The organism is Pseudoalteromonas shioyasakiensis, from assembly GCF_022398475.1.
In the GTDB taxonomy this organism is placed as follows: domain Bacteria; phylum Pseudomonadota; class Gammaproteobacteria; order Enterobacterales; family Alteromonadaceae; genus Pseudoalteromonas.
This window is the reverse complement of the sequence record NZ_JAKEVM010000068.1, coordinates 1-22,450: the sequence shown is the minus strand read 5'-3', so window position 1 is coordinate 22,450 and position 22,450 is coordinate 1. Positions and strand designations below refer to the sequence as shown.

The window sequence follows — 22,450 nt, the reverse complement described above, 5'->3', positions numbered from 1 at the left end:
ACAAACATAAGTTTATTAATAATCTAATGCCATTAAATCATACTAGTACGAACAGAGTGACAGCTCTACGCGAAAATTTGAACCTTTCTCAACAAGAATTTGCCGATAAAATAGGTATAACACAGGGGGCTTTATCACAGTTGGAGGCTGGAAAGTCGACCTTGTCTCTCAGTACTATCACTAAAATCAGCCAAGTGTTTAATGTTGATTGTAACTGGCTTATTTTAGGTATTGAGGGGTACGATGAATCGAACTTTCAGAGTTATCAAAAAGCCTTAGAGACTTCATTTATCCCGCTAGTTAATGAAGAAGCTCACGCTGGATATATAGAACAGTGTAGTGATGAAGACTATATTAAAACTCTGGATGTTTATAAAATTCCAGGGTTTGAAAATGGTAATTATCGTCTATTCGAAGTTGAAGGCGATAGCATGATGCCAACTATCCGCCCTAGAGAAACGCTGATCACTGAGCAGATCAAGGATATTAAGCAGTTAGAGAATGGTTCAGTGTGTGTTGTTGTCACTAAAGATGGCATTGTAGCTAAACGTCTCTTTAGCCATGACACAGACCCTATCAGTTACTTATTTAAGAGTGATAACCCTGAGTACAAAACATATTCAATTCAGGGAAGTGATATCTTAGAAATCTGGCGTGTAAAAGCAAAAATAAGCTCTATAACAGATCAAGATTCACAGATTCAAAGTCAGCGTTTCCAGTCTATTGAAAATGAAATTAGACAACTTAAAGAGCATATTAGTAGACTGTTACCGCCACAATCGTAGCGGTAATAACTAAAGCTGACTTAGTTTTATATCTCTTAGTGGTAAGTTGACGTAAAACTGAGAGCCTTCATTGATATTTGCTTCTGCTGTAATTGTTCCATGGTGTCGTTCGACTATTTTCTTACAAATAGCCAAGCCTAACCCTGTTCCTTCGTATGCTTGTTTAGAGTGAACCCGTTCAAAAAGGTTAAAGATTCTGTCTTTAAATTCATTATTAAAACCTATTCCATTATCAATGACAGCGATAACAATATGCTCGTCTGTTCGCTCAACTGACTTAATCCCTATAATGGGTGGTTGATGTGGGTGACTAAATTTAAGCGCATTAAGAATTAAGTTTTGAAATAAACGCTGGATTTGTCGTTTATCACCATAGATTTCACCGATATCTTCTATATGAAACACTGCTGACTTATCAGCTATAATTAGCTCAAGGTCATCAAGAATATCATCAAAAACATCTTGTGCTGAAAAGCTACGAAACTCTTCGCCTTTTCGATTGATTCTAGAAAAACTTAATACTCCTTTGATAAGTTTTTGCATTCTTTCGGCAGAATCCATCATACGAGAGATATAAGAAGCGTTTCTTTCTCCAATCTGTTCTTTAGAGTTTTGCAGGCGATCGCCGAACATTTGTATTTTTCGTAAGGGTTCTTGTAAATCATGAGACGCAACAAAAGCAAACCGTTCTAACTCTTGGTTAGACTCTTCAGATTTTCTAAGTGCGATTTCAAGGTCAAGCTCGGCTTGTTGTCGAGTGAGTATTTCCGACTTTAAAGCGGCGGTTCGCTCATTAACTTTAGTTTCTAGTAAGTCGTTTAACTTTTTAAGGCGCTCAGATTTTTCGATAACATGATTAACTAGGTGATTGCGAAACTTTATAGCGCAAGATATTTCGTTTGCCTTCCAAGGTGAGCATTTATTACGTACATTCTCTTGCCATAAACGAAATGAGCTACGAGGCATAAGGCGGTGACTACCGTCGTCAAGAAATTCGATTATCTTTTCAGGTTTCCCACCCCAATTCTTTGTTTCAATCACCTCTTTACGAAACCACATAATAAATAGGTTTTCATTAGTAGAAACAGGCATAGCAAGTACGCCGCTTGCAATATTAGCAAACTTACTAAATTCAGCATTTTCATTAGACAAATGATGGTTATGATACAGCAGTTTATCTTCTAGGTGGTTGCTTTTTAACCACTCAAATAAATGATAAATATCATCGTTTGCGGGTACATCCCCAAAACTTTCAATATCTTTTTCTAGCCGCCAAGCAACACCATCAGCACTTAGCATGTTAAGTAAAGCAGGAACTTGTTTGCGTAAGCCATCAATGAAAAAGACTTCTTCAGACATATGCTCTGCTATTTCTGCACTGATGGCGGTGGCTTTAGCTTCTTGAATCGCTTCGGTAGATTGTGTTTTGAGGGAAATTATATATGAGAGCATCAACCCCATATACTGTGCAACTTGTCGTGCCTCAAAAGGGACAACATGGCTTGAATAGTGGTGACAAGCAATTAACCCCCATAATTTACCAGCAATAATAATACTGATAGACATTGATGCTTTAACACCCATATTGCGTAAATATTGGCAATGAATGGGGGATACACTTCTGGTTATACACGTGCTTAAATCTACAGGCTTGTCTTGTGGGTAGATAGGTGATACTTCAGCATCCACATCTGCAAGTAACCTTATAGGATTACGCAAATATAAAGCGCGTGCTTGCTTTGGAATATCTGACTCGGGAAAGTGTTGATGTAGAAATGAGTTTAACTCATTTTTTTTAGCTTCTGCTACGACTTGACCATTATATTCATGGTCAAACTGATAGAGCATAACGCGATCAAAACCTGTTAAGTTACGGACTTCTTCTACTGCTGTGTCGAATGATGAATTTAGCTCTTTTTTGTCAGCAATTAGGTGAAGAGATTGCTTCATCAAGTAATTCATGGGATCAATACTTGAGTGCTCTTTCTTTATATCAAACTCAAGTTCAATGAGTAAGTATTCATCGTTACGAGAAATAACACCTTTAATAGAAGTCTCAGGCGATTTACCTTTTAACTCAATCTTGAGTGGGTTAATGGCATGAAAGTCCTTATGGGCTTTATTTTTCTCGATAATGTCGGCTGTATTTGCTGCAAACACATCACTTACATGTGAGCCTAGTATGCGCTCTTTTTGTGTGTTTAAAAGTGCTAAAATGTTTTCGCTGAAATAGCATATTTTTAGTGTTTCAGGGTCAACAACAAGCAAGTAGCCATGCGGTTGAATAGAGCCTGGAATATGAATGGGTTCTTTATGGCAATTATCTAATGAGACTTCAAACTTATTGCTCAATTTATATCTCCAAGCGCTTGAGAGATTAAGCTAAATGCCTTATTTGCTCCCAATAAAATGTCATCTGCTGAGTTTGGGTTGTCGTTATGATACTGCTTTAGTGCGTGGATAAATTGAGCCCACTTCTGATTCCTAAGTTCACCATAACTATAAAAAAAACGGATCCCTTCAAGCTCATTTATCCAATTATGCTTTTTAAGCGCTTTAAATATGTGACCTCCACCCATGGTGGCTCCCTCCATTACATACATCATTCCAAATGCATGTGATACGTTGCAGATATTTTTTAAATCATCGTGTTTATATAATTTAACAGATGGAGCGTGTTGAGATGTTTGCAAATAAGCAATATCTTGATTTAACCAGCTTAGCTTGCTGCGGCCAACAAGTAGTTTTTTTGTGGCACTAAAGGTTGATATAGCACCCTCCATAATAGAATAGCTACTATGCATTGCGATTAAAATTTCTAAATACGATTGTTGGGTCATATTTTTATCGAATAATACTGCACCTAGTTGTTTTTCCACACGAGAGTGAAGGGAGTCGGTACTATTTTTTATAAAAGTATGAATATTATTTTGATCGCTATTGCAAGTTATTACAGTGGCGTTTGATAAAGCTGAACCCATTGTTATCCTGAACGTATTTGGAGCATTCTAGTAGTATTCGCACCAGTATATACTTAGGTACAAGTATGTAAAATACAAAATTAAGGGTGATTAGGAAAAGGCAACTATTTATTGCGGGTTCAAATGACTTGTAAAGTTAGAAGGTCTTTGTTTATTTACAGAGCAAGTAAATGAATGCAAAAAACCCAGCCGGAGCTGGGTTTTTTAAGCAAAGTGCTTGGGAGGGATAATTACATCATGCCGCCCATACCACCCATGCCGCCCATATCTGGAGCAGCTGGTACATCTTCTTTCGGGATTTCAGCAACCATAGCTTCAGTTGTGATCATAAGACCTGCGATTGAAGCTGCGTACTGTAGTGCCGAACGCGTTACTTTAGTTGGGTCTAAGATACCCATTTCGATCATGTCGTTGTACTCGCCTGATGCTGCGTTGTAACCGTAGTTACCTTCACCGCCTTTTACTGAGTTAACAACAACAGATGCTTCGTCACCTGCGTTAGTTACGATTTGACGAAGTGGTGCTTCCATCGCACGTAGTGCAACTTTGATACCGTGGCTTTGGTCTTCGTTGTCGCCAGCAAGTTCAACAAGTTTGCTTGCTACGCGAACTAGTGCAACACCACCACCTGGTACAACACCTTCTTCAACCGCTGCGCGAGTTGCGTGTAGTGCATCTTCAACGCGGTCTTTTTTCTCTTTCATTTCGATTTCAGTTGCTGCGCCAACTTTGATTACTGCAACACCGCCAGCTAGTTTAGCCATACGCTCTTGTAGTTTCTCTTTATCGTAGTCAGACGTCGCTTCTTCGATTTGTGCTTTGATTTGTGCAACACGACCATTGATGCCGTCTTCTTCGCCTGCACCGTCGATGATTGTTGTATCATCTTTAGTGATCACAACGCGCTTCGCTGTACCTAGGTCTTCGATTGTCGCTTTCTCTAGCTCTAAACCGATTTCTTCAGAAATAACAGTACCACCTGTTAACACTGCGATGTCTTGTAGCATTGCTTTACGACGGTCGCCGAAACCAGGTGCTTTAACCGCAGATACTTTAACGATGCCGCGCATGTTGTTCACAACAAGAGTTGCAAGTGCTTCACCTTCAAGGTCTTCAGCAATGATAAGTAGTGGCTTGCTAGCTTTTGCAACAGCTTCTAATGTAGGTAGTAGCTCACGGATGTTAGATACTTTTTTGTCTACAAGTAGAATGAATGGGTTGTCTAGCTCTACAGCGCCTTTTTCAGCGTTGTTGATGAAATATGGAGAAAGGTAACCGCGGTCAAACTGCATACCTTCAACTACGTCTAGTTCGTTTTCTAACGACTGACCTTCTTCAACAGTGATAACGCCTGAATCACGGCCTACTTTTTCCATTGCTTCTGCAATGATGTCACCGATTTCTTTATCAGAGTTAGCAGAAATAGTACCTACTTGTGCAATTGCTTTAGTGTCTGCACATGGAACAGAAAGTGCTTTAAGCTCTTCAACTGCTGCAGTAACTGCTTTGTCGATACCGCGCTTAAGGTCCATTGGGTTCATACCTGCTGCAACTGCTTTTAAGCCTTCGTTTACGATAGCTTGTGCTAATACTGTTGCAGTTGTTGTACCGTCACCTGCAGCGTCATTCGCTTTCGACGCTACTTCTTTAACCATTTGTGCGCCCATGTTTTCGAACTTGTCTTCAAGCTCGATTTCTTTTGCTACAGATACACCATCTTTAGTGATCACTGGAGCGCCGAATGATTTGTCTAATACAACGTTACGGCCTTTAGGACCTAAAGTTACTTTTACTGCGTTTGCTAAAATGTTTACGCCAGTTAGCATTTTGCCACGTGCGTCACCTGCAAAAAGTACTTCTTTTGCTGCCATGATTAAATTCCTCTTAAATTCTGTAAACGGGTTGCTAAACGAAAAGTAGGATTAGCCTACAATGCCTAGAATGTTATCTTCACGCATGATCAGGTACTCTTGACCTTCGATCTTTTCAGCTTTTTCAACATAAGAGCCGAACAGCACAGTGTCACCGGCTTTAACTTCTAATGCTCTTACTTCACCGTTGTCTAAAACACGGCCATTACCAACAGCGATAACTTCTCCGCGAGTTGATTTTTCAGCTGCAGAGCCAGTTAATACAATACCGCCAGCAGACTTAGTTTCTTCTTCTAGACGCTTAACGATGACGCGATCATGTAAAGGACGAATGTTCATTTATTTAGTTCTCCTAACAGTTTCTGAACAGTACAGAAAAAATCTTGTGTTATTGCAGGGGAGTGCTAAGCCACCCGTTGCGTTTCATTGCATTCATTAATGGGGGTGGCTTAAAAAAATCCAAGTACAAAAATTAAAAAATTTTAATCTTTTCGCTCAAATTCACCATCAATAGTTGTAGGTTGATGGTTTGGTTCTTCATGAGTGGTTGTTTTACTATAGTATTGGAAGTGTGCAGAGCCTTGATTTGCCTGCGAACTCATGCGCACAGTCGCTTGACTAGCAAGGCCTGCAGCCAGTTTGTTGCGGATTGCTGGCGTAAGTAGTAAAAAGCCAAAAAAGTCAGTCATGATGCCTGGTGTCATTAATAAAACACCGGCGATAATGACACATAATCCAGTAAATAATTCTTTTGCAGGCATTTGCCCTTGTGCCATTTGTAATTGCACGTTTTGAATCGCGCCCATACCTTGCTGCTTCACTAATTTCGCACCGACAATCGCGGTCACAATTACAAGCGCTATGGTGGCAAAGCCGCCGATCACTTCACTCACTTGGATGAGTAACGCGATCTCCACAATCGGCACTAAAATAAATAACAAAAACAAAAATCTAAACATAACGCTCTCTAAAAAATGTCATTCTCTTTCGAGTCAGTGAAATATAAATTGGGGTGAGCAGGTCATTTTTCAAGACGGAACCTAGGATCACCTTGCTCGCTACACATTATAGTTACTATCGGCTACTATGGTGCGACTCACGTAATCAAATAAAGGTTCCTTATGACTACGCATTTTCGACTTATTTTTACGACTTGTGCAAATGAGGCTGAAGCCCGCCAGTTGGCACAACATCTAGTTAAAGAAAAGCTAGCTGCTTGTGTGAATATTTTGCCTACTATTGAATCTATTTACATGTGGGAAGGCGAGGTTACTCAAGCTATTGAGAGTAAGTTACTGATCAAAACTAAGTCAGAAAAAATGAATGAGGTGATCCAAACTATCAAGAAATTGCATAGTTATGAGGTGCCTGAAATTCAGGTCGTTGATGTGGCTACAGGCAATTTAGCCTATTTTAATTGGATGGATGAGGTACTTAATTAATGCGATCGTTCCTTTTATTACTTTGTGCATTGTGGCTTATGCCAGTAAGCGCGAGTAATAACAATTTACTTGGAAATCTACTACAACCTGCGGAGCAAACATTTCTCCCAGTTGATCAAGCTTTTGTTTTCGATTTTGACCAGCAAGGCAAAACCTTATTTATTGGCTGGGATATTGCGCCTGATTATTACCTTTATAAAAAGAAAGTCGAAATTATTGCCAAAGGCGCAGATATTGAAATTCCTGATCTTGGCAAGGGCGTGATTATTGAAGATGAGTTTTTTGGTAAGACCGAGGTATTCTTTGATTCGTTAAGTGTGGTTTCTAAGCTCAGTAACGTCACAGAAGGTGCGGTTGTTAAAGTGCGTTTTCAAGGCTGTGCTGAGGCGGGGTTATGTTATCCGCCAGAAGTTAGAACCATTCCTTTATCTGTGATTGCAGGTGAGCAAGTATCACAGGCTGCAGATGCGGGGAACGCATTAGCGGCATTAACACAAGCAGCCGATACTAATGAAGCGTCATCAGCCCCTTCTCAAGAAGTTTCAAAACCAGCTGGTGAGCAGTCATATACCGATAAGCTGGCATCGCAAGGTTTACTAACTAACCTAGTAATCTTCTTTTTAGTTGGTGTTGGTCTTGCCTTTACGCCATGCGTATTCCCAATGTTTCCGATTCTGTCGAGCCTTATAGCAGGTCAGCAGAATTTATCGACTAAAAAAGCGTTCTCGCTGTCGTTTGTATATGTACAAGGTATGGCCGTTACTTACGCAGCACTGGGCTTAGTGGTTGCATCATTAGGTGGGCAAGTACAAGGGTATTTACAGCATCCGACGGTACTAATTAGCTTTAGTATCTTATTTGTATTATTGGCAATGTCGATGTTTGGCTGGTACGAAATCAAATTACCTAGCGGCATGATGAATAAGCTCACTCAGGTTAGTAACCAGCAAAAAGGCGGCAACTATGTTGGCGTATTTATGATGGGTGTACTGTCTGGTTTGATTGCCTCACCGTGTACAACAGCACCATTGTCTGCTGCTTTACTTTATGTGGCGCAAAGTGGTGACTATCTTGTCGGTGGTTTAACACTTTATGTGCTCAGTTTAGGCATGGGCTTACCGTTATTATTACTGGGGACTTCTGGCGGTAAATTACTACCAAAAGCCGGTGGTTGGATGGAGCAAGTGAAAACCCTATTTGGTTTCATTATGCTAGTTGTACCACTTATTCTGCTTGAGCGTATTGTTGATATTGAAATCATTTGGTTAATGGCGGGTTTATTAGCTCTTGCTACAGCACTTTATTTACACCATTGGCAAAGTGGTCAATCACAAGGCAAGCTAAAAACAGCATTGTGGTTTGCAGCAACCTTATTGGTTGTGACTGGGGCGAGTTTAACGAAAAATTATTTTTGGCCTAGTAAAGCGGTGGTTGCTGAAGCTGCTGTAAAAACACATGGTTTTAGACAAGTTGCTAATCTAAGTGAATTAAAAGAAGAAATTGCACAGGCAAGTAGCGAGGGGCGCTTAGTAATGGTCGACTTATATGCCGACTGGTGCGTTGCCTGTAAAGAGTTTGAGCACTACACGTTTCCTGACGCTAAAGTGCAAGAGCAATTTGCTCACTTTGAATTAATTCAAATCGATTTAACTGAAAGCGATGCAAAAACCATAGAGCTAATGGAAGAATACACGGTATTTGGGTTGCCGAGCATTTTGTTCTTCGATAGCCAAGGTAATGAGCTTTTAGAGCAACGCGTAACAGGCTTTTTAAATGCCAAAGACTTTGCAGAACATTTAGCAAAAGTTCGAAATAGCGCTAAATAAACGCAAACGTGCAAGAAAATAGCAAAACGCCACTCATCTGAGTGGCGTTTTCGTATCTGCATCATAAAAAATACTTATTTTAAGTGAAAAATAGCAAATTCACTCAGTGAAGCTCAATTAATCAACAGGAAAACGCTTAGAATGACCCTGTTGTGTGCCTTGCTATGCTTGACTTTGCCAAGAATAGGGAGTGATTAGACCAGTATTTTGCTGCTATTTACGTCGAAATATCTATAATAGGTGGTTAACGTGAGGAATAGTTGCTATTTTACATCAGCACGCTTAGGTTAAGCGTGGGGTTATGATGAATATGGTTAAACTGCTTACTTATAGGATATATCGCGTATTATGGCTGCAAAATTCAAACTTTTAGTTCTAAATGGGCCAAATTTAAACATGCTTGGCAAGCGTGAACCAGAAAAGTACGGCACTCAATCTCTTGATGAGATTATAGCTGAACTTAGTCAGGTTGCTGCCGGTCTCAATGTTGATTTAACGCATTTCCAAAGTAACAGTGAAGCTGCATTAATAGAACGCATTCACGATGCATGGCAAGCGGTTGATGCAATTATTATCAACCCTGCTGCATTTACGCATACAAGCGTAGCCTTACGGGATGCATTACTTAGTGTAAACATTCCCTTTTACGAGGTGCATTTAAGTAATGTGCATGCTCGAGAAGCATTCCGTCATCATTCGTATTTTTCGGATGTGGCACAAGGCGTCATTATTGGATTAGGAGCAATGGGTTATAAGGTGGCACTTGAAGCTGCTGTTAGCCGGTTGCAAAACACACATTAATTTTTAAATAACTAACAGGCGGGTCGTTCAATGGATATTCGCAAGATCAAAAAACTTATCGAATTAGTAGAAGAATCTGGTATTGCTGAATTAGAAATCACTGAAGGTGAAGAGTCAGTACGCATCAATCGTAACAATATGTCTGCAGCACCTGCAATGCAGTATGCACCACAACAGTTTGCAGCACCTGCGCCAGCAGCGGCACCAGCTCCTGTAGCAGAAGCTCCAGCAGCAGAAGCGGCTGCTCCAGCTGCACCGACTGGTCACCAAGTTAAATCTCCTATGGTAGGTTCATTCTACTCAGCGGCTTCTCCAGAAGCAGCACCATACGTAGAAGTAGGTTCTAAAGTAAATGTTGGCGATACGTTATGTATCGTTGAAGCAATGAAGATGATGAACCAAATCGAATCTGATAAAGCAGGCACAGTAAAAGCTATCTTAGTTGAAAATGGCGAGCCAGTAGAATTCGATCAACCTTTATTCATCATTGAATAATAGCGCAACAAAAGGCCAACTCTATGTTAGATAAAGTAGTCATTGCAAACCGAGGTGAAATTGCACTTCGCGTACTGCGCGCCTGCAAAGAGCTTGGGATCAAAACTGTTGCTGTGCATTCAACGGCAGACCGTGATCTTAAGCACGTGTTACTGGCAGACGAAACAATTTGTATTGGTAAACCAGCAGCCACTGAAAGTTACTTAGATATTCCGCGCATTATTGCAGCGGCAGAAGTAACAGACGCAGTTGCTATCCACCCAGGTTATGGTTTCCTTTCTGAAAATGCAGACTTTGCTGATCAAGTTGAGCAAAGCGGCTTTGTATTTATCGGTCCTAAAGGCGACACAATTCGTTTAATGGGTGACAAAGTTTCTGCAATCGAAGCGATGCGTAAAGCCGGTGTACCTTGTGTACCAGGTTCTGATGGCCCATTAACGGCAGACAGTGAGCGCAACATTCAAATCGCTAAGCGTATTGGTTACCCTGTAATCATTAAAGCAGCAGGCGGCGGCGGTGGTCGTGGTATGCGTGTTGTTCGCAGCGAAAAAGAGCTGATTGATTCAATCGCTCTTACTCAGCAAGAAGCAAAGCAGTTCTTCGGTAATGGTATGGTTTACATGGAAAAATTCCTTGAAAACCCACGTCACATCGAAGTTCAAGTACTTGCTGATGGCCAAGGCAATGCAGTTCACTTAGGTGAGCGTGATTGTTCAATGCAACGTCGTCACCAAAAAGTTGTTGAAGAAGCGCCAGCGCCAGGTATCACAGCTGAAATGCGTAAGTTCATCGGTGACCGTTGTACTCGTGCATGTATCGAAATCGGTTATCGCGGTGCAGGTACGTTCGAATTCTTATACGAAAACGGCGAGTTCTATTTCATCGAAATGAATACCCGTATTCAGGTTGAGCACCCTGTAACAGAAATGGTTACTGGCGTTGACTTAATCAAAGAACAGCTAAAAATTGCAGCGGGTCAACCATTATCATTCACACAAGAAGATGTGGTTATTCGTGGTCATGCAATTGAGTGCCGTATTAATGCGGAAGACCCAGACACCTTTATTCCATCACCAGGTAAAATCACGCGATTCCACCCTGCTGGCGGTTTAGGTATTCGTTGGGACAGCCACATCTACGCAGATTACACAGTACCACCTCATTACGATTCAATGATTGGTAAGCTGATCTGTTACGGTGAAAACCGTGATGTAGCTATTGCTCGTTCACGCAATGCGTTAAACGAATTAGTGATCGATGGCATCAAGACCAACACACCACTGCACAAGAAAATCTTGGCAGATGAAAACTTCCAAAACGGTGGTACAAACATCCACTACCTTGAGAAGAAACTAGGTCTGTAAACAAAATTCTGTTTAAGCTAAAAAGCCGGCAACTTTGCCGGCTTTTTTTTGTCAAACTAGGCATAAGAGCGGCTCTCGCCTTACAAAATTATTCTGGTATGATTAACAAAGTAATGTGTTTTTAGTTTTTCATGAGGTAATAATGACCGACAGTGTTGGTTTTCCACTCGCTGATGAAGCAGCAACGGTTAATATGGGTAAGCAACTTGCAACCTTGATGGAGCAAGGGGCAGTCATCTATTTACATGGTGATTTAGGTGCCGGTAAAACGACATTAACCCGTGGTATCGTGCAAGGTTTCGGTCATCAAGGTAAGGTTAAGAGTCCAACTTATACACTGGTTGAGCCTTACCAATTAGCTAAAGCTGATGTCTATCACTTTGATTTATATCGCTTAGGTGACCCTGAAGAACTTGAATATATGGGAATTCGTGACTATTTTTCACCACAGGCTATTTGTGTTGTGGAATGGCCAGAAAAAGGCGGCGAATTTATTCCAACACCGGATCTTGATATCACCCTACGCTATGAAGGCGAGGCGCGTGCCATTGCAATTAACAGCTTAACCGAACGTGGTCAGGCAATTGTTCAGCAACTTAAGAGCGCGCAAGAATAAACATATAAAAATAAAGGTGTATTAGTAAAAATGGGTCGTTGTACGTTTAAACTATTAACTACTTTGATGTTATTGGTTGTGAGCCAGATTGCGCTTGCACAAAATACTATTAATAGCGTACGTGTGTGGCCTTCACCTGACAGCACTCGTGTGGTCTTTGATTTAAACGATAAACCTGATTTCAGCTATTTCATGCTGAAAAATCCAGCTCGTTTAGTCATTGATTTAAAAAATACCGACAAACTAGATAGCTTGCCAGCTATTCCTAAAAAGCATCAGATTGTTTCAAAACTACGTTACTCAAAACCTAAAGACAGCAAAAGTGTGCGCTTTGTTTTTGAGTTAGCCCGTGCCAGCAAACCAGTGGTATTTGCTTTACTACCAACTGATCCATATAAACACCGCTTAGTGGTTGACCTTGTTGATAAAACACCGAAGGCAGAGCCTGTTGCTTCGACCAACACCAGTGTGAAAAAGCGTGAGCTTCATCAAGAGCGCGATATTGTTATTGCGATTGACGCAGGTCATGGTGGTGAAGACCCAGGTTCAATTGGTCCGTCAGGGACTTATGAAAAAGACATTACGCTACAAATAGCGAAGCGTTTAGAGCGAATGATAGATGCTGAAAAAGGCATGATTTCGCGTATGGTGCGCCGCAGTGACTACTTTGTAAATTTAAACACCCGTACTAGCATTGCCCGTAAGAAAAAAGCTGACTTCTTTGTGTCGATTCATGCGGATGCCTTTACTAGCCCGCAGCCAAACGGTGCTTCTGTGTGGGTGCTATCACTGCGCCGTGCAAATTCAGAAATTGGTAAATGGATTGAGGATAAAGAAAAACACTCGGAGCTTTTAGGTGGTGCAGCTGGGGTATTAAAAGATACCGCAAGCGAAAAATATTTAGCGCAAGCACTGCTAGATATGTCGATGGATCACTCGATGAAAACAGGCTTTAGTGTCGCAGAAGAAGTGGTTAGCGAATTACGAAAAGTGGCTAAAATGCATAAAAAACGCCCACAAGCGGCGAGCCTTGCAGTATTAAAGTCACCTGATATTCCGTCTATTTTGGTTGAAACAGGGTTTATCTCGAATCCACGCGAAGAGCGAATGCTAAAAACGGCGCAGCATCAGGAGCGCTTAGCAAAAGCAATTTTCACCTCGATTAAAAGTTACTATATGCAAAACCCGCCAGATGACTCGCTATTCGCTAAGTTAAAGTCGCAGTTTCCGACTAAACACAAAGTTCGCCCTGGTGAGTCGTTAAGTATTTTAGCAAGCAGATATAACACCTCTGTGAGTAAGCTAAAAACGGCCAACAACTTAAAATCAAATACCTTATTTATTGGTCAAGAGCTTGATATTCCTCAAAGTTAGTCAATTTTCGTGTTAGGAACACTATGAGTATAGAAATACTACCCGCGCGATTGGCTAACCAAATTGCTGCGGGTGAAGTGGTTGAACGCCCAGCATCCGTTGTTAAAGAGCTGGTAGAAAACAGTTTAGATGCTGGCGCAACGCGCATTCAAATAGATATTGAACGTGGTGGTCATAAGCTTATTCGCATTCGCGATAATGGCTCTGGCATTAATAAAGATGAATTAACATTAGCCTTGTCGCGCCATGCTACGAGTAAGCTTAAGTCACTCGATGACCTAGAGAACATCTGTTCACTTGGCTTTCGTGGTGAAGCGTTAGCATCAATTAGTTCTGTTTCTCGCTTAACCTTAAGCTCAAAGCCAAAGCAGCAAGAGGCTGCATGGCAAGCGTTTGCTGAAGGTCGCGATATGGCGGTGCAGATTAAGCCAACCGCACACCCTGATGGCACCACCATTGAGGTGAAAGACTTATTCTTTAATACCCCTGCGCGCCGTAAATTCCTTCGCACCGAGAAAACCGAGTTTTCACATATTGATGAGCTCATAAAGCGTATTGCGCTGAGTAGTTTTGATGTCTCTATCACCTTGACTCATAATGGCAAAGTTGTGCGCCAATACCGTGCTAAACCAAACCCTGAGCAAGCAATAGCGCGTGTCGCTCAAGTTGCTGGCAAAGCATTTAGTGAGCAGGGGCTGCATATTCAGTCAGGTGAAGCAGGTTTGATGCTGCGCGGTTGGGTATTACCCGTGGGCTCAACGAATAGCACGCAATATACCTATGTGAATAATCGCATGATGCGCGATAAACTCATTCTGCATGCAATTCGCCAAGCCTTTGAAGAAGTCGCAGGCTCTGAAGAGCTGCCCGGTTTTGTCATTTATATTGATATTGACCCACGTCAGGTCGATGTAAACGTGCACCCAGCAAAACATGAAGTGCGTTTTCATCAAGGCCGTTTAGTGCATGACTTTATCCTGCAGGCAATAAAACAAGTGGTGGTGCCGCTTCAGCACGAAGCTGGTTTTACAGAGCATAATGACACTGCTTTTCAGCATGCTCCGTTTGATGAGGCGCACTCAAGCAGCACACAGCCAAGTTTTACTCAATCAGCGCCAACAGAGCAGTATGATTACCCTAAATCTGAATTACAGCCGACACGTTCAGCGAGTTATTCTGGGGCAACTGGAGCAGGGCGCTCTGGCGGTGGTTTTAGTAGTGACAGCCAAGGTCGCAGTAAAACATCGCACCAAGATGTCAATGCATTTTATCAAGGGATCAGCGAGCAACATGCTGCGCATTTTGACCAAGTACGCCCTGAACCAAGTGTTACAGCACCGGTTGTAGAGCAAGCAAAACTTGCCAAGCTTATTCATGTACGAGATGGCGAGTGCGTATTTAGTGAAGACAACCAACTCTTTGCTGCGCACTTTAAGCATGCATTAGCACTCGACTGGCAAGCGCACGTAGAGCAAGCTGGTAGCCTTGATGGCAAAGCCTTGTTGTTACCTGTGCGAGTAAATGCAAGTGCTGATGATATTAGTGCTTTAAATGCTCAGCAGTCGTGGTTTACCTTACTTGGTTTTGATTTAGTCATTGAAAAACAGTTTGTGATGGTGAAAAAGCTTCCGCCTTGTGTCTATTTACTTGATGTAAGTGATGCTATTGAGCGACTTATTGCTGGCTGTAAAGCCTCACCAAGTTCACTCGATGAATGGTTAGCTTGGTTAGCTCAGCAAATCCCAGCACGCTATTACGCAAGCCAAGCCTTTTTGGAGCAAGTGGCTCGGTTAGAAAATAATCCACAAACTATGCAACGTTTACGTCAAAAAGCAGTTAAAATAGAACTATCTCAGTTTTTAAACTAAGCAAGGTATTTAGGCTTGAATAACTTACCCGTCATTTTTTTAATGGGACCAACCGCTGCAGGGAAAACAGATTTAGCAATTTCGCTGTGTGAGCATTTAAACACAGAAATAATCAGTGTTGATTCAGCATTAGTCTATAAAGATATGGACATTGGCACCGCAAAGCCAAATGCCGAAGAGCTTGCTCGTGCGCCACATCACTTGATCGATATTATCGACCCAGCAGATAGTTATTCAGTGGCAGATTTTCGCCGTGATGCAATTGAAAAGATTGATCTATTTCATCAGCAAGGTAAAGTACCTGTATTGGTTGGCGGTACAATGATGTATTTTAAGTCGCTTATTGATGGCTTATCACCGCTACCAGAGGCATCACCTGAAGTACGTGCTGAACTCGAAAAGGAAGCAAAGCAGTTTGGCTGGCCACATTTGCATAAAGAGCTTGTGAAAATCGATCCTGATGCAGCGAAAAAAATGAGCGAAAATGATTCGCAAAGAATTAATCGTGCATTAGAAGTGTATCGTATTACAGGCAAAACAATGACTGAGCTGCAAAAACAAAAGCAGCCTGAGCTTCCTTATACTTTCCATCAATTTGCCATTGCACCTGATGATCGCAGTGATTTACATCAGCGAATTGAGAAAAGGTTTAAAATAATGCTCGATCAGGGGTTTGAAAATGAAGTTTCATCCCTATATAAACGTAATGATTTACACCCAGACCTGCCTTCGATTCGTTGTGTGGGTTATAGACAAATGTGGGATTACATTGCTGGCGAAATTGACTATGATGAAATGGTCTTTCGTGGTATTGCAGCCACACGGCAGTTAGCCAAGCGACAACTCACTTGGTTAAGAGGTTGGCCTGAAGTAACTTGGTTGACCACGGGTGATGAAGAAAACTTGCAACGTGTAGTAAGTTCGCTAAGCTAGTAGTAGCTGGAAGTTTTTTAGCTTTGTTAAATTAGTTCAGCTACTTAATTATAATAACACCTAGAACGAAGGAAAATAACATGGCAAAAGGCCAGTCGTTACAAGACCCATTTTTAAATGCGTTACGTCGTGAGCGCATTCCAGTATCAATCTTTTTGGTTAATGGCATTAAATTGCAGGGTAAAATCCAGTCATTTGACCAATTTGTTATTTTACTTGAAAACACCGTAAATCAAATGGTGTATAAACACGCTATTTCAACTGTTGTTCCAGCGCGTTCTGTTAACTTCCAAGGCGTTCAAGGAAGTGATGATTCAGAAGAGCAAGAATCTGGAAATTTTTAAACTTAGGAGCGTAATGCTTGTTTGACCGTTATGAAGCCGGCGAACAGGCAGTTTTAGTTCATATCGACTTACCTAAAGAGGGAGATCGCGAAGATCTTCACGAATTAGAGTTGTTGGTATCTTCTGCTGGTGTTAGTAGTTTGGCGATTGTGCAAGGCAGTCGTCAAGCACCACATCCGAAACTTTTCGTCGGGACCGGAAAAGCAGAAGAAATCGCTGAAACTGTCAAAATCCACAATGCAGATGTCATCATTTTCAACCATCAACTTAGTCCGTCACAGGAACGCAATTTAGAAAGCGTTTGCCAGTGCCGCGTTCTTGATCGTACGAGTTTGATCTTAGATATTTTTGCGCAGCGAGCGCGTACTCACGAAGGTAAACTTCAGGTTGAGTTAGCTCAGTTACGCCACATTTCTACTCGCTTGATCCGTGGTTGGACCCACCTTGAAAGACAAAAAGGCGGGATAGGTTTACGTGGCCCAGGTGAAACCCAGCTCGAAACCGATAGACGATTACTGCGCGCAAGAATTAAAAACATTCGTGCCCGTTTAGATAAAGTTGCTGTTCAACGTGAGCAGGGACGACGTGCGCGTACGCGCAATGAAATTCCAACTGTGTCACTGGTAGGTTATACCAATGCGGGTAAATCAACGTTATTTAACCGTATTACAGACTCAGATGTGTATGCTGCTGACCAGCTATTCGCAACCCTAGATCCAACCTTACGTAAGTTGGATATCGGCGATATAGGTCCAATTATTTTAGCTGATACGGTAGGTTTTATTCGTCACTTACCACATGACCTTGTTGCAGCATTTAAAGCAACCTTAACAGAAACTCGTGAAGCTGATTTACAGCTACATGTTATCGATGTGGCAGACCCTCGTCGAAAAGAAAATATTGAGCAAGTACAATCTGTTTTAAAAGAAATAGAAGCAGATGAAGTGCCGCAATTATTGGTTTATAACAAAATTGATGCGCTAGATGACGTTGCGCCACGTATAGATAGAAACGACGAAGGTCAACCGGTACGAGTCTGGTTGTCGGCGCGCACTGGCGTTGGTTGTGAACTGCTAAGTGAGGCAATTAATGAGTTACTTGCCAAAAAGATGTTTGCTGATGAGCTAAAATTACCACCACAACATGGTCGTATTCGGGCAGCATTATTCAACTTAAATGCAGTTCATCAAGAGTGTTTTGATGAGCAAGGAAACTGGTTATTATCGGTACGCTTGCCAATGGCAGAATGGAATCGCTTGAAAAAAGAGATGGGACAAGACCTCGACTCTTTCGTAGTGACTGATTAAAAATCACCAGCATTTGTCTTTTTTAGTATGAGAAATGCTGTAGATTTGATAGATTTAACCTAATTCATTTAGATAACAATGGAGTATAGCTATGGCCTGGAATGAACCGGGTAATAATGGCAATGATAAAGATCCGTGGAATAATAAAGGCGGAAAAGATCAAGGCCCACCTGATTTAGACGAGGTAATGCGTAAGTTCGGCAACAAGTTTGGCGGTTTATTTGGTGGTAATAAGCCAGGTAAAAACGGCGGTGGACTTGGTGGCGCAGGCATTTCTTTCATCCTTATTATTGCCATCATTGTATGGGCATTAAGTGGTATTTACACGGTAAAAGAAGCTGAGCGCGGTATTGTTTTACAATTTGGGCAATACGATCGCATTGCAGAACCTGGCTTACGTTGGAAAATGACCTTCATTGAACGCGTGATCCCTGTTGATATCGAAGCGGTACGCTCGTTATCTGCTAAAGGTTTTATGCTTACCGAAGACGAAAACGTGGTAAATGTAGAGTTTGAAGTACAGTACCGTGTTATCGACCCACATCTTTACAAGTTCAGCGTTACTGATGCTGACCACAGCTTACAACAAGCACTTGATAGTGCATTACGTTATGTAATTGGCCACGTAAAAATGGACCAAGTACTAACAACAGGTCGTGAGTTAGTGCGTCAACAAACGTGGGATGAGCTTAACAAAATCATCGAGCCATACAATCTAGGTATTATTGTAAGCGATGTGAACTTTAAAGATTCACGTCCACCAGGCGAAGTAAAAGACGCGTTTGATGACGCTATTGCTGCACAAGAAGATGAAGAGCGTTTCATCCGTGAAGCAGAAGCCTATGCTCGTGAAATTGAACCTCGTGCCCGTGGTCAAGTTACTCGTATGACGCAAGAAGCAGAAGCGTACCGTGAACGTATTACATTAGAAGCACAAGGTGAGGTAGCACGTTTTGAAAAGCTATTACCTGAGTACCAAGCTGCTAAAGAGGTAACTCGTAAGCGTCTTTACATCGATGCGATGGAAGAAGTGCTAGGTAACAGCTCTAAAGTGTTAGTTGATGTTGAAGGTGGTAATAACATGATGTATTTACCGCTTGATAAAATCATGGAAAAGCAAGGTACAGCAACACGTGTTGCATTACCAAGCTCAAGTGATATCAAAGACCTTCGCAATAAAATAAACACGTCGCGTAACAGCACGGTAAATTCAAGCAATGACCGTTTCGCAACTGACCGTTTTAATGAGGGGAGATAAGCAAGATGAAAAATTTTAGTTTAGTAATACTTGCCATTGCTATTGTGCTGTCTTTCTCTTCAATTTTTGTTGTGCAAGAAGGCGAGAAGGCAATCGTACTGTTATTCAGCAAAGTTGAAAAAGACAGTGACGACAAGGCTGTAGTATACGGCCCAGGTTTACACCTAAAAGTGCCTTTCTTTAGCCAAGTACGTCGTTTAGATGCACGTATTCAAACGCTAGATGGTGCACCTGACCGTTTCGTAACAAGTGAGAAAAAAGACTTAATCGTTGATTCTTACGTTAAGTGGCGCATTAATGACTTTAGTGCATTCTACCTGCGTGCCCGTGGTGATAAGCAATACGCTGAAACACTACTTAAGCAAAAGGTGAACAACGGTCTGCGTACTAATTTCGGTTCTCGTACTATCAGAGAGATCGTTTCTGGTGAGCGTAGTGAGTTGATGGAAGAAGCATTAGTTCAAGCGTCTGAAAGTGCACAAGAGCTAGGTATTGAAGTACTTGATGTACGCGTTAAGCAAATTAACTTACCACAAGAAGTGAGTAGTTCAATCTTCCAACGTATGCGTGCTGAGCGTACTGCGGTTGCAAAAGAGCACCGTTCTGAAGGTCAAGAAAAAGCTGAAACAATTCGTGCAGAAGTCGACCGCCGTGTAACAGTAATGCTTGCAGACGCTGAGCGTAATGCGCGTACTGTTCGTGGTCAAGGTGATGCCGATGCAGCCGCTATCTATGCTAACGCTTATAACAAAGACGCTGAGTTCTTCGGTTTTGTGCGTAGCCTAGAAGCTTACAAAAACACCTTTAAAAATAAGCAAGACGTGATGGTGATTTCACCTGATAGCGACTTCTTTAATTATATGAAAGGTACAAAAGCACAGTAATTAATATTTGTGTGATAAAAAGCCCTGCTTTATGTAGGGCTTTTTTGTTTTTGCGTGTGATTAATTTTTATCCTTAACTATTTTATAAACCCCTGTTCTGCATGTAGTTGTTTAAGTAATTAAGAAGTTAAAAATTCATGCGCAGAAAAAATAAGCTAAACGGGGTGATCTTTCACCTCGTTTTCTGATAAAATCTCGTCCTAATTTTTTCTAAGTGAATTTGCAATGGGTAAAAACGTTGTTGTACTAGGCACCCAATGGGGTGACGAAGGTAAGGGTAAGGTAGTTGACCTCCTTACAGACAAAGCATCTTTAGTAGTTCGTTATCAAGGTGGTCATAACGCAGGCCATACTCTGGTAATCAACGGTGAAAAGACGGTTTTACACCTTATTCCATCGGGTGTATTACGTGACAATGTTAAGTGTGTGATCGGTAACGGTGTTGTTTTATCACCAGAAGCATTAATGAAAGAAATCGGCATGCTAGAAGAGCGTGGCGTACCAGTACGTGAGCGCTTATTAATCAGCGAAGCATGTCCATTAATTTTACCTTTCCACATTGCATTAGATTTAGCCCGTGAAAAAGCACGTGGCGATAAGCCAATTGGTACTACAGGTCGTGGTATCGGTCCAGCTTATGAAGATAAAGTAGCACGTCGTGGTTTACGTGTAGGTGACTTATTCAACCCTGAACAGTTTGCTAGCAAGCTTAAAGAAGTATTGGAATACCATAACTTCACATTAGAGCATTACTACAAAGCTGAACCAGTTGATTTCCAGAAGACATTTGACGATGCAATGGCTATCGCAGATATCTTAAAAGCAATGGTTGTTGATGTTACTGAGCTTCTTGATCAAACGCGTTTAGCGGGCGACAACATCTTATTTGAAGGTGCGCAAGGTACATTACTTGATATCGACCACGGTACTTACCCGTACGTAACATCATCAAACACAACTGCTGGTGGTGTAGCAACAGGTGCTGGTTTTGGTCCATTACACCTTGATTACGTGCTAGGTATTATTAAAGCTTACACTACACGTGTAGGTTCTGGTCCATTCCCTACAGAGCTTTACGACGGTCTTGATAAACAAGATCCAGTTGGTAAGCACTTAGGTGACAAAGGTCATGAGTTCGGTGCAACGACAGGTCGTTTACGCCGTACAGGTTGGTTAGACGCAGTGGCAATGCGCCGCGCAGTGCAAATCAACAGTATCTCAGGTTTCTGTTTAACTAAACTAGACGTTTTAGACGGTTTAGAAACATTAAAAATCTGTACTGGTTACCAGTTAGAAGATGGCACAGTAACGAACGTTACACCATTAGCAGCTGAAGGTTACGAGAAAGTAACACCAGTATACGAAGAGATGCCAGGCTGGTCAGAAAACACAGTAGGTGCTACGTCAGTTGATCAATTACCGCAAGCGGCACTTGATTACATCAAACGTATTGAAGAAATCACTGGCGTTCCAGTTGATATCATCTCTACTGGCCCAGACCGTGTAGAAACTATGGTATTACGCAGCCCGTTTGCATAATCGTCATAGTGACTGAAAAAAGAAGCTGCCTCGGCAGCTTTTTTTGTGCCCGAAATTCACTCTGGAATGATAATTGTATATTATTTGCTAAGACTGACTTTATTTAAGTGATTTTGATGCGTGTTTTATTGCCTTTAACATTACTCTTCTCAAGCCTAAGCATGGCTGAAGAGCCTATAACAGCTGTGCCTCTGTACACAGAGAGCGAGTTAATTGGCTTGATCAATAAAAATGCACACCTAGCACGTGTAAAGGCAGATGATTGCCAGTTAGTGCAAGATATCGAAGCGCGAGCCAATAAAATGGCACTGCCATCGTATCAGTTCTTGTATGGCGATATGCTAGCTTATGCTGTGTGTGTAGACCGTAATGTAGAGTTAGGGGTCTATTACATGCGTCAGGCTGCTCAACAAGGGCTAGGCGCGGCATTAGAGCAACTTGGTCGCTACTACGATGTAGGCCAGTTAGTGCAGCAAGATAAAGCGATGGCGGTAACCTATTTACGAGAAGCATCAGCCCAAGGCAACTTAAAGGCACAAATGCGACTGGTTAACCTATTTAATCAAGGTTATGGCAGCCCACGCGATTATGAAGATGCCTACCGTTGGTTATTTCATTCAATGGTTGCCGATAAAGCAACTCACAAGAAAGTCGAAAATTTACTCGCTAAGCTTGCCGAAAAAATGCCAGACAGCGTCGTTGCACGCGCCCGTTTACCTATGTAGGTAAATATAAATACATATAAAAAAGGCCAGCTAATGC

21 protein-coding genes are annotated in these 22,450 nt (G+C 41.7%); 16 read left to right on the top strand and 5 right to left on the bottom strand.

All coding sequences use genetic code 11. The features are described 5' to 3' along the window. Positions 1–785 (top strand): XRE family transcriptional regulator (locus L1D51_RS12625; RefSeq protein WP_239963810.1); only part of this gene is annotated, 785 nt, incomplete at its 5' end. Positions 786–794: 9 nt separating this feature from the next. Here L1D51_RS12625 and L1D51_RS12620 read toward each other — a convergent pair. The 5 genes from L1D51_RS12620 to L1D51_RS12600 form a co-directional block, all read right to left on the bottom strand. Further along, positions 795–3,137, bottom strand: coding sequence for an ATP-binding protein (locus tag L1D51_RS12620; protein WP_239963809.1), 2,343 nt, complete (start codon positions 3,135–3,137; stop codon positions 795–797). After that, on the bottom strand, positions 3,134–3,766 hold the full coding sequence (locus L1D51_RS12615) for a biliverdin-producing heme oxygenase (RefSeq protein ID WP_239963808.1): 633 nt from the start codon (positions 3,764–3,766) through the stop codon (positions 3,134–3,136). Before L1D51_RS12615 ends, L1D51_RS12620 begins: the two co-directional genes overlap by 4 nt. Positions 3,767–3,996: 230 nt before the next feature. After that, a complete protein-coding gene (groL, locus tag L1D51_RS12610; protein WP_239963807.1) occupies positions 3,997–5,637 on the bottom strand; it encodes a chaperonin GroEL in 1,641 nt (546 codons plus the stop codon). A gap of 51 nt (positions 5,638–5,688) precedes the next feature. Continuing rightward, a complete protein-coding gene (locus tag L1D51_RS12605; protein ID WP_036973362.1) occupies positions 5,689–5,976 on the bottom strand; it encodes a co-chaperone GroES in 288 nt (95 codons plus the stop codon). Positions 5,977–6,119: 143 nt separating this feature from the next. Then, on the bottom strand, positions 6,120–6,596 hold the full coding sequence (locus L1D51_RS12600; protein WP_239963806.1) for an FxsA family protein: 477 nt from the start codon (positions 6,594–6,596) through the stop codon (positions 6,120–6,122). A gap of 162 nt (positions 6,597–6,758) precedes the next feature. Between L1D51_RS12600 and cutA the strand changes: the two genes are divergently transcribed. The 15 genes from cutA (at position 6,759) to L1D51_RS12525 (ending at position 22,413) form a co-directional block, all read left to right on the top strand. Further along, the gene (gene cutA / locus L1D51_RS12595; RefSeq protein WP_054552426.1) at positions 6,759–7,079 is read left to right on the top strand and encodes a divalent-cation tolerance protein CutA; all 321 of its coding nucleotides are present in this window, start codon (positions 6,759–6,761) and stop codon (positions 7,077–7,079) included. Beyond that, complete coding sequence (locus L1D51_RS12590; protein ID WP_239963805.1) at positions 7,079–8,905, top strand: protein-disulfide reductase DsbD; 1,827 nt, start codon at positions 7,079–7,081, stop codon at positions 8,903–8,905. Before cutA ends, L1D51_RS12590 begins: the two co-directional genes overlap by 1 nt. A gap of 348 nt (positions 8,906–9,253) precedes the next feature. Beyond that, complete coding sequence (gene aroQ / locus L1D51_RS12585) at positions 9,254–9,706, top strand: type II 3-dehydroquinate dehydratase (protein ID WP_054563486.1); 453 nt, start codon at positions 9,254–9,256, stop codon at positions 9,704–9,706. 30 nt (positions 9,707–9,736) lie between these two features. Next, positions 9,737–10,201, top strand: coding sequence for an acetyl-CoA carboxylase biotin carboxyl carrier protein (gene accB / locus L1D51_RS12580; protein WP_054552429.1), 465 nt, complete (start codon positions 9,737–9,739; stop codon positions 10,199–10,201). A 23-nt stretch (positions 10,202–10,224) separates the two neighbouring features. After that, entirely contained in the window at positions 10,225–11,565 is a 1,341-nt protein-coding gene (gene accC, locus L1D51_RS12575; RefSeq protein ID WP_054552430.1) for an acetyl-CoA carboxylase biotin carboxylase subunit, read from the top strand. Positions 11,566–11,707: 142 nt separating this feature from the next. Next, positions 11,708–12,181 (top strand): tRNA (adenosine(37)-N6)-threonylcarbamoyltransferase complex ATPase subunit type 1 TsaE, encoded by a 474-nt coding sequence (tsaE, locus tag L1D51_RS12570; protein WP_055020890.1) that lies wholly within the window; start codon positions 11,708–11,710, stop codon positions 12,179–12,181. 66 nt (positions 12,182–12,247) lie between these two features. Then, positions 12,248–13,555: an N-acetylmuramoyl-L-alanine amidase gene (locus tag L1D51_RS12565; RefSeq protein WP_239963811.1), complete on the top strand. Its 1,308-nt coding sequence runs from the start codon at positions 12,248–12,250 to the stop codon at positions 13,553–13,555. Between the two features lie 23 nt (positions 13,556–13,578). Beyond that, the gene (gene mutL, locus L1D51_RS12560) at positions 13,579–15,423 is read left to right on the top strand and encodes a DNA mismatch repair endonuclease MutL (protein ID WP_239963804.1); all 1,845 of its coding nucleotides are present in this window, start codon (positions 13,579–13,581) and stop codon (positions 15,421–15,423) included. 15 nt (positions 15,424–15,438) lie between these two features. Further along, positions 15,439–16,356 (top strand): tRNA (adenosine(37)-N6)-dimethylallyltransferase MiaA, encoded by a 918-nt coding sequence (gene miaA, locus L1D51_RS12555; RefSeq protein ID WP_239963803.1) that lies wholly within the window; start codon positions 15,439–15,441, stop codon positions 16,354–16,356. An 80-nt stretch (positions 16,357–16,436) separates the two neighbouring features. Beyond that, positions 16,437–16,700 (top strand): RNA chaperone Hfq, encoded by a 264-nt coding sequence (gene hfq, locus L1D51_RS12550; protein WP_054552435.1) that lies wholly within the window; start codon positions 16,437–16,439, stop codon positions 16,698–16,700. 17 nt (positions 16,701–16,717) lie between these two features. Then, on the top strand, positions 16,718–18,007 hold the full coding sequence (hflX, locus tag L1D51_RS12545) for a ribosome rescue GTPase HflX (protein WP_054563491.1): 1,290 nt from the start codon (positions 16,718–16,720) through the stop codon (positions 18,005–18,007). Positions 18,008–18,098: 91 nt separating this feature from the next. Beyond that, positions 18,099–19,265, top strand: a complete 1,167-nt coding sequence (gene hflK, locus L1D51_RS12540; protein WP_054563492.1) for an FtsH protease activity modulator HflK — start codon at positions 18,099–18,101, stop codon at positions 19,263–19,265. Between the two features lie 5 nt (positions 19,266–19,270). Further along, positions 19,271–20,149 carry a protease modulator HflC gene (gene hflC, locus L1D51_RS12535; RefSeq protein ID WP_054563493.1) on the top strand — a complete coding sequence of 293 codons (879 nt, stop codon included), beginning with the start codon at positions 19,271–19,273 and terminating at the stop codon, positions 20,147–20,149. Between the two features lie 225 nt (positions 20,150–20,374). Beyond that, positions 20,375–21,688 (top strand): adenylosuccinate synthase, encoded by a 1,314-nt coding sequence (locus L1D51_RS12530; protein ID WP_054552439.1) that lies wholly within the window; start codon positions 20,375–20,377, stop codon positions 21,686–21,688. Between the two features lie 116 nt (positions 21,689–21,804). Beyond that, entirely contained in the window at positions 21,805–22,413 is a 609-nt protein-coding gene (locus L1D51_RS12525) for a tetratricopeptide repeat protein (RefSeq protein ID WP_054563494.1), read from the top strand. Positions 22,414–22,450: the final 37 nt, after the last annotated feature.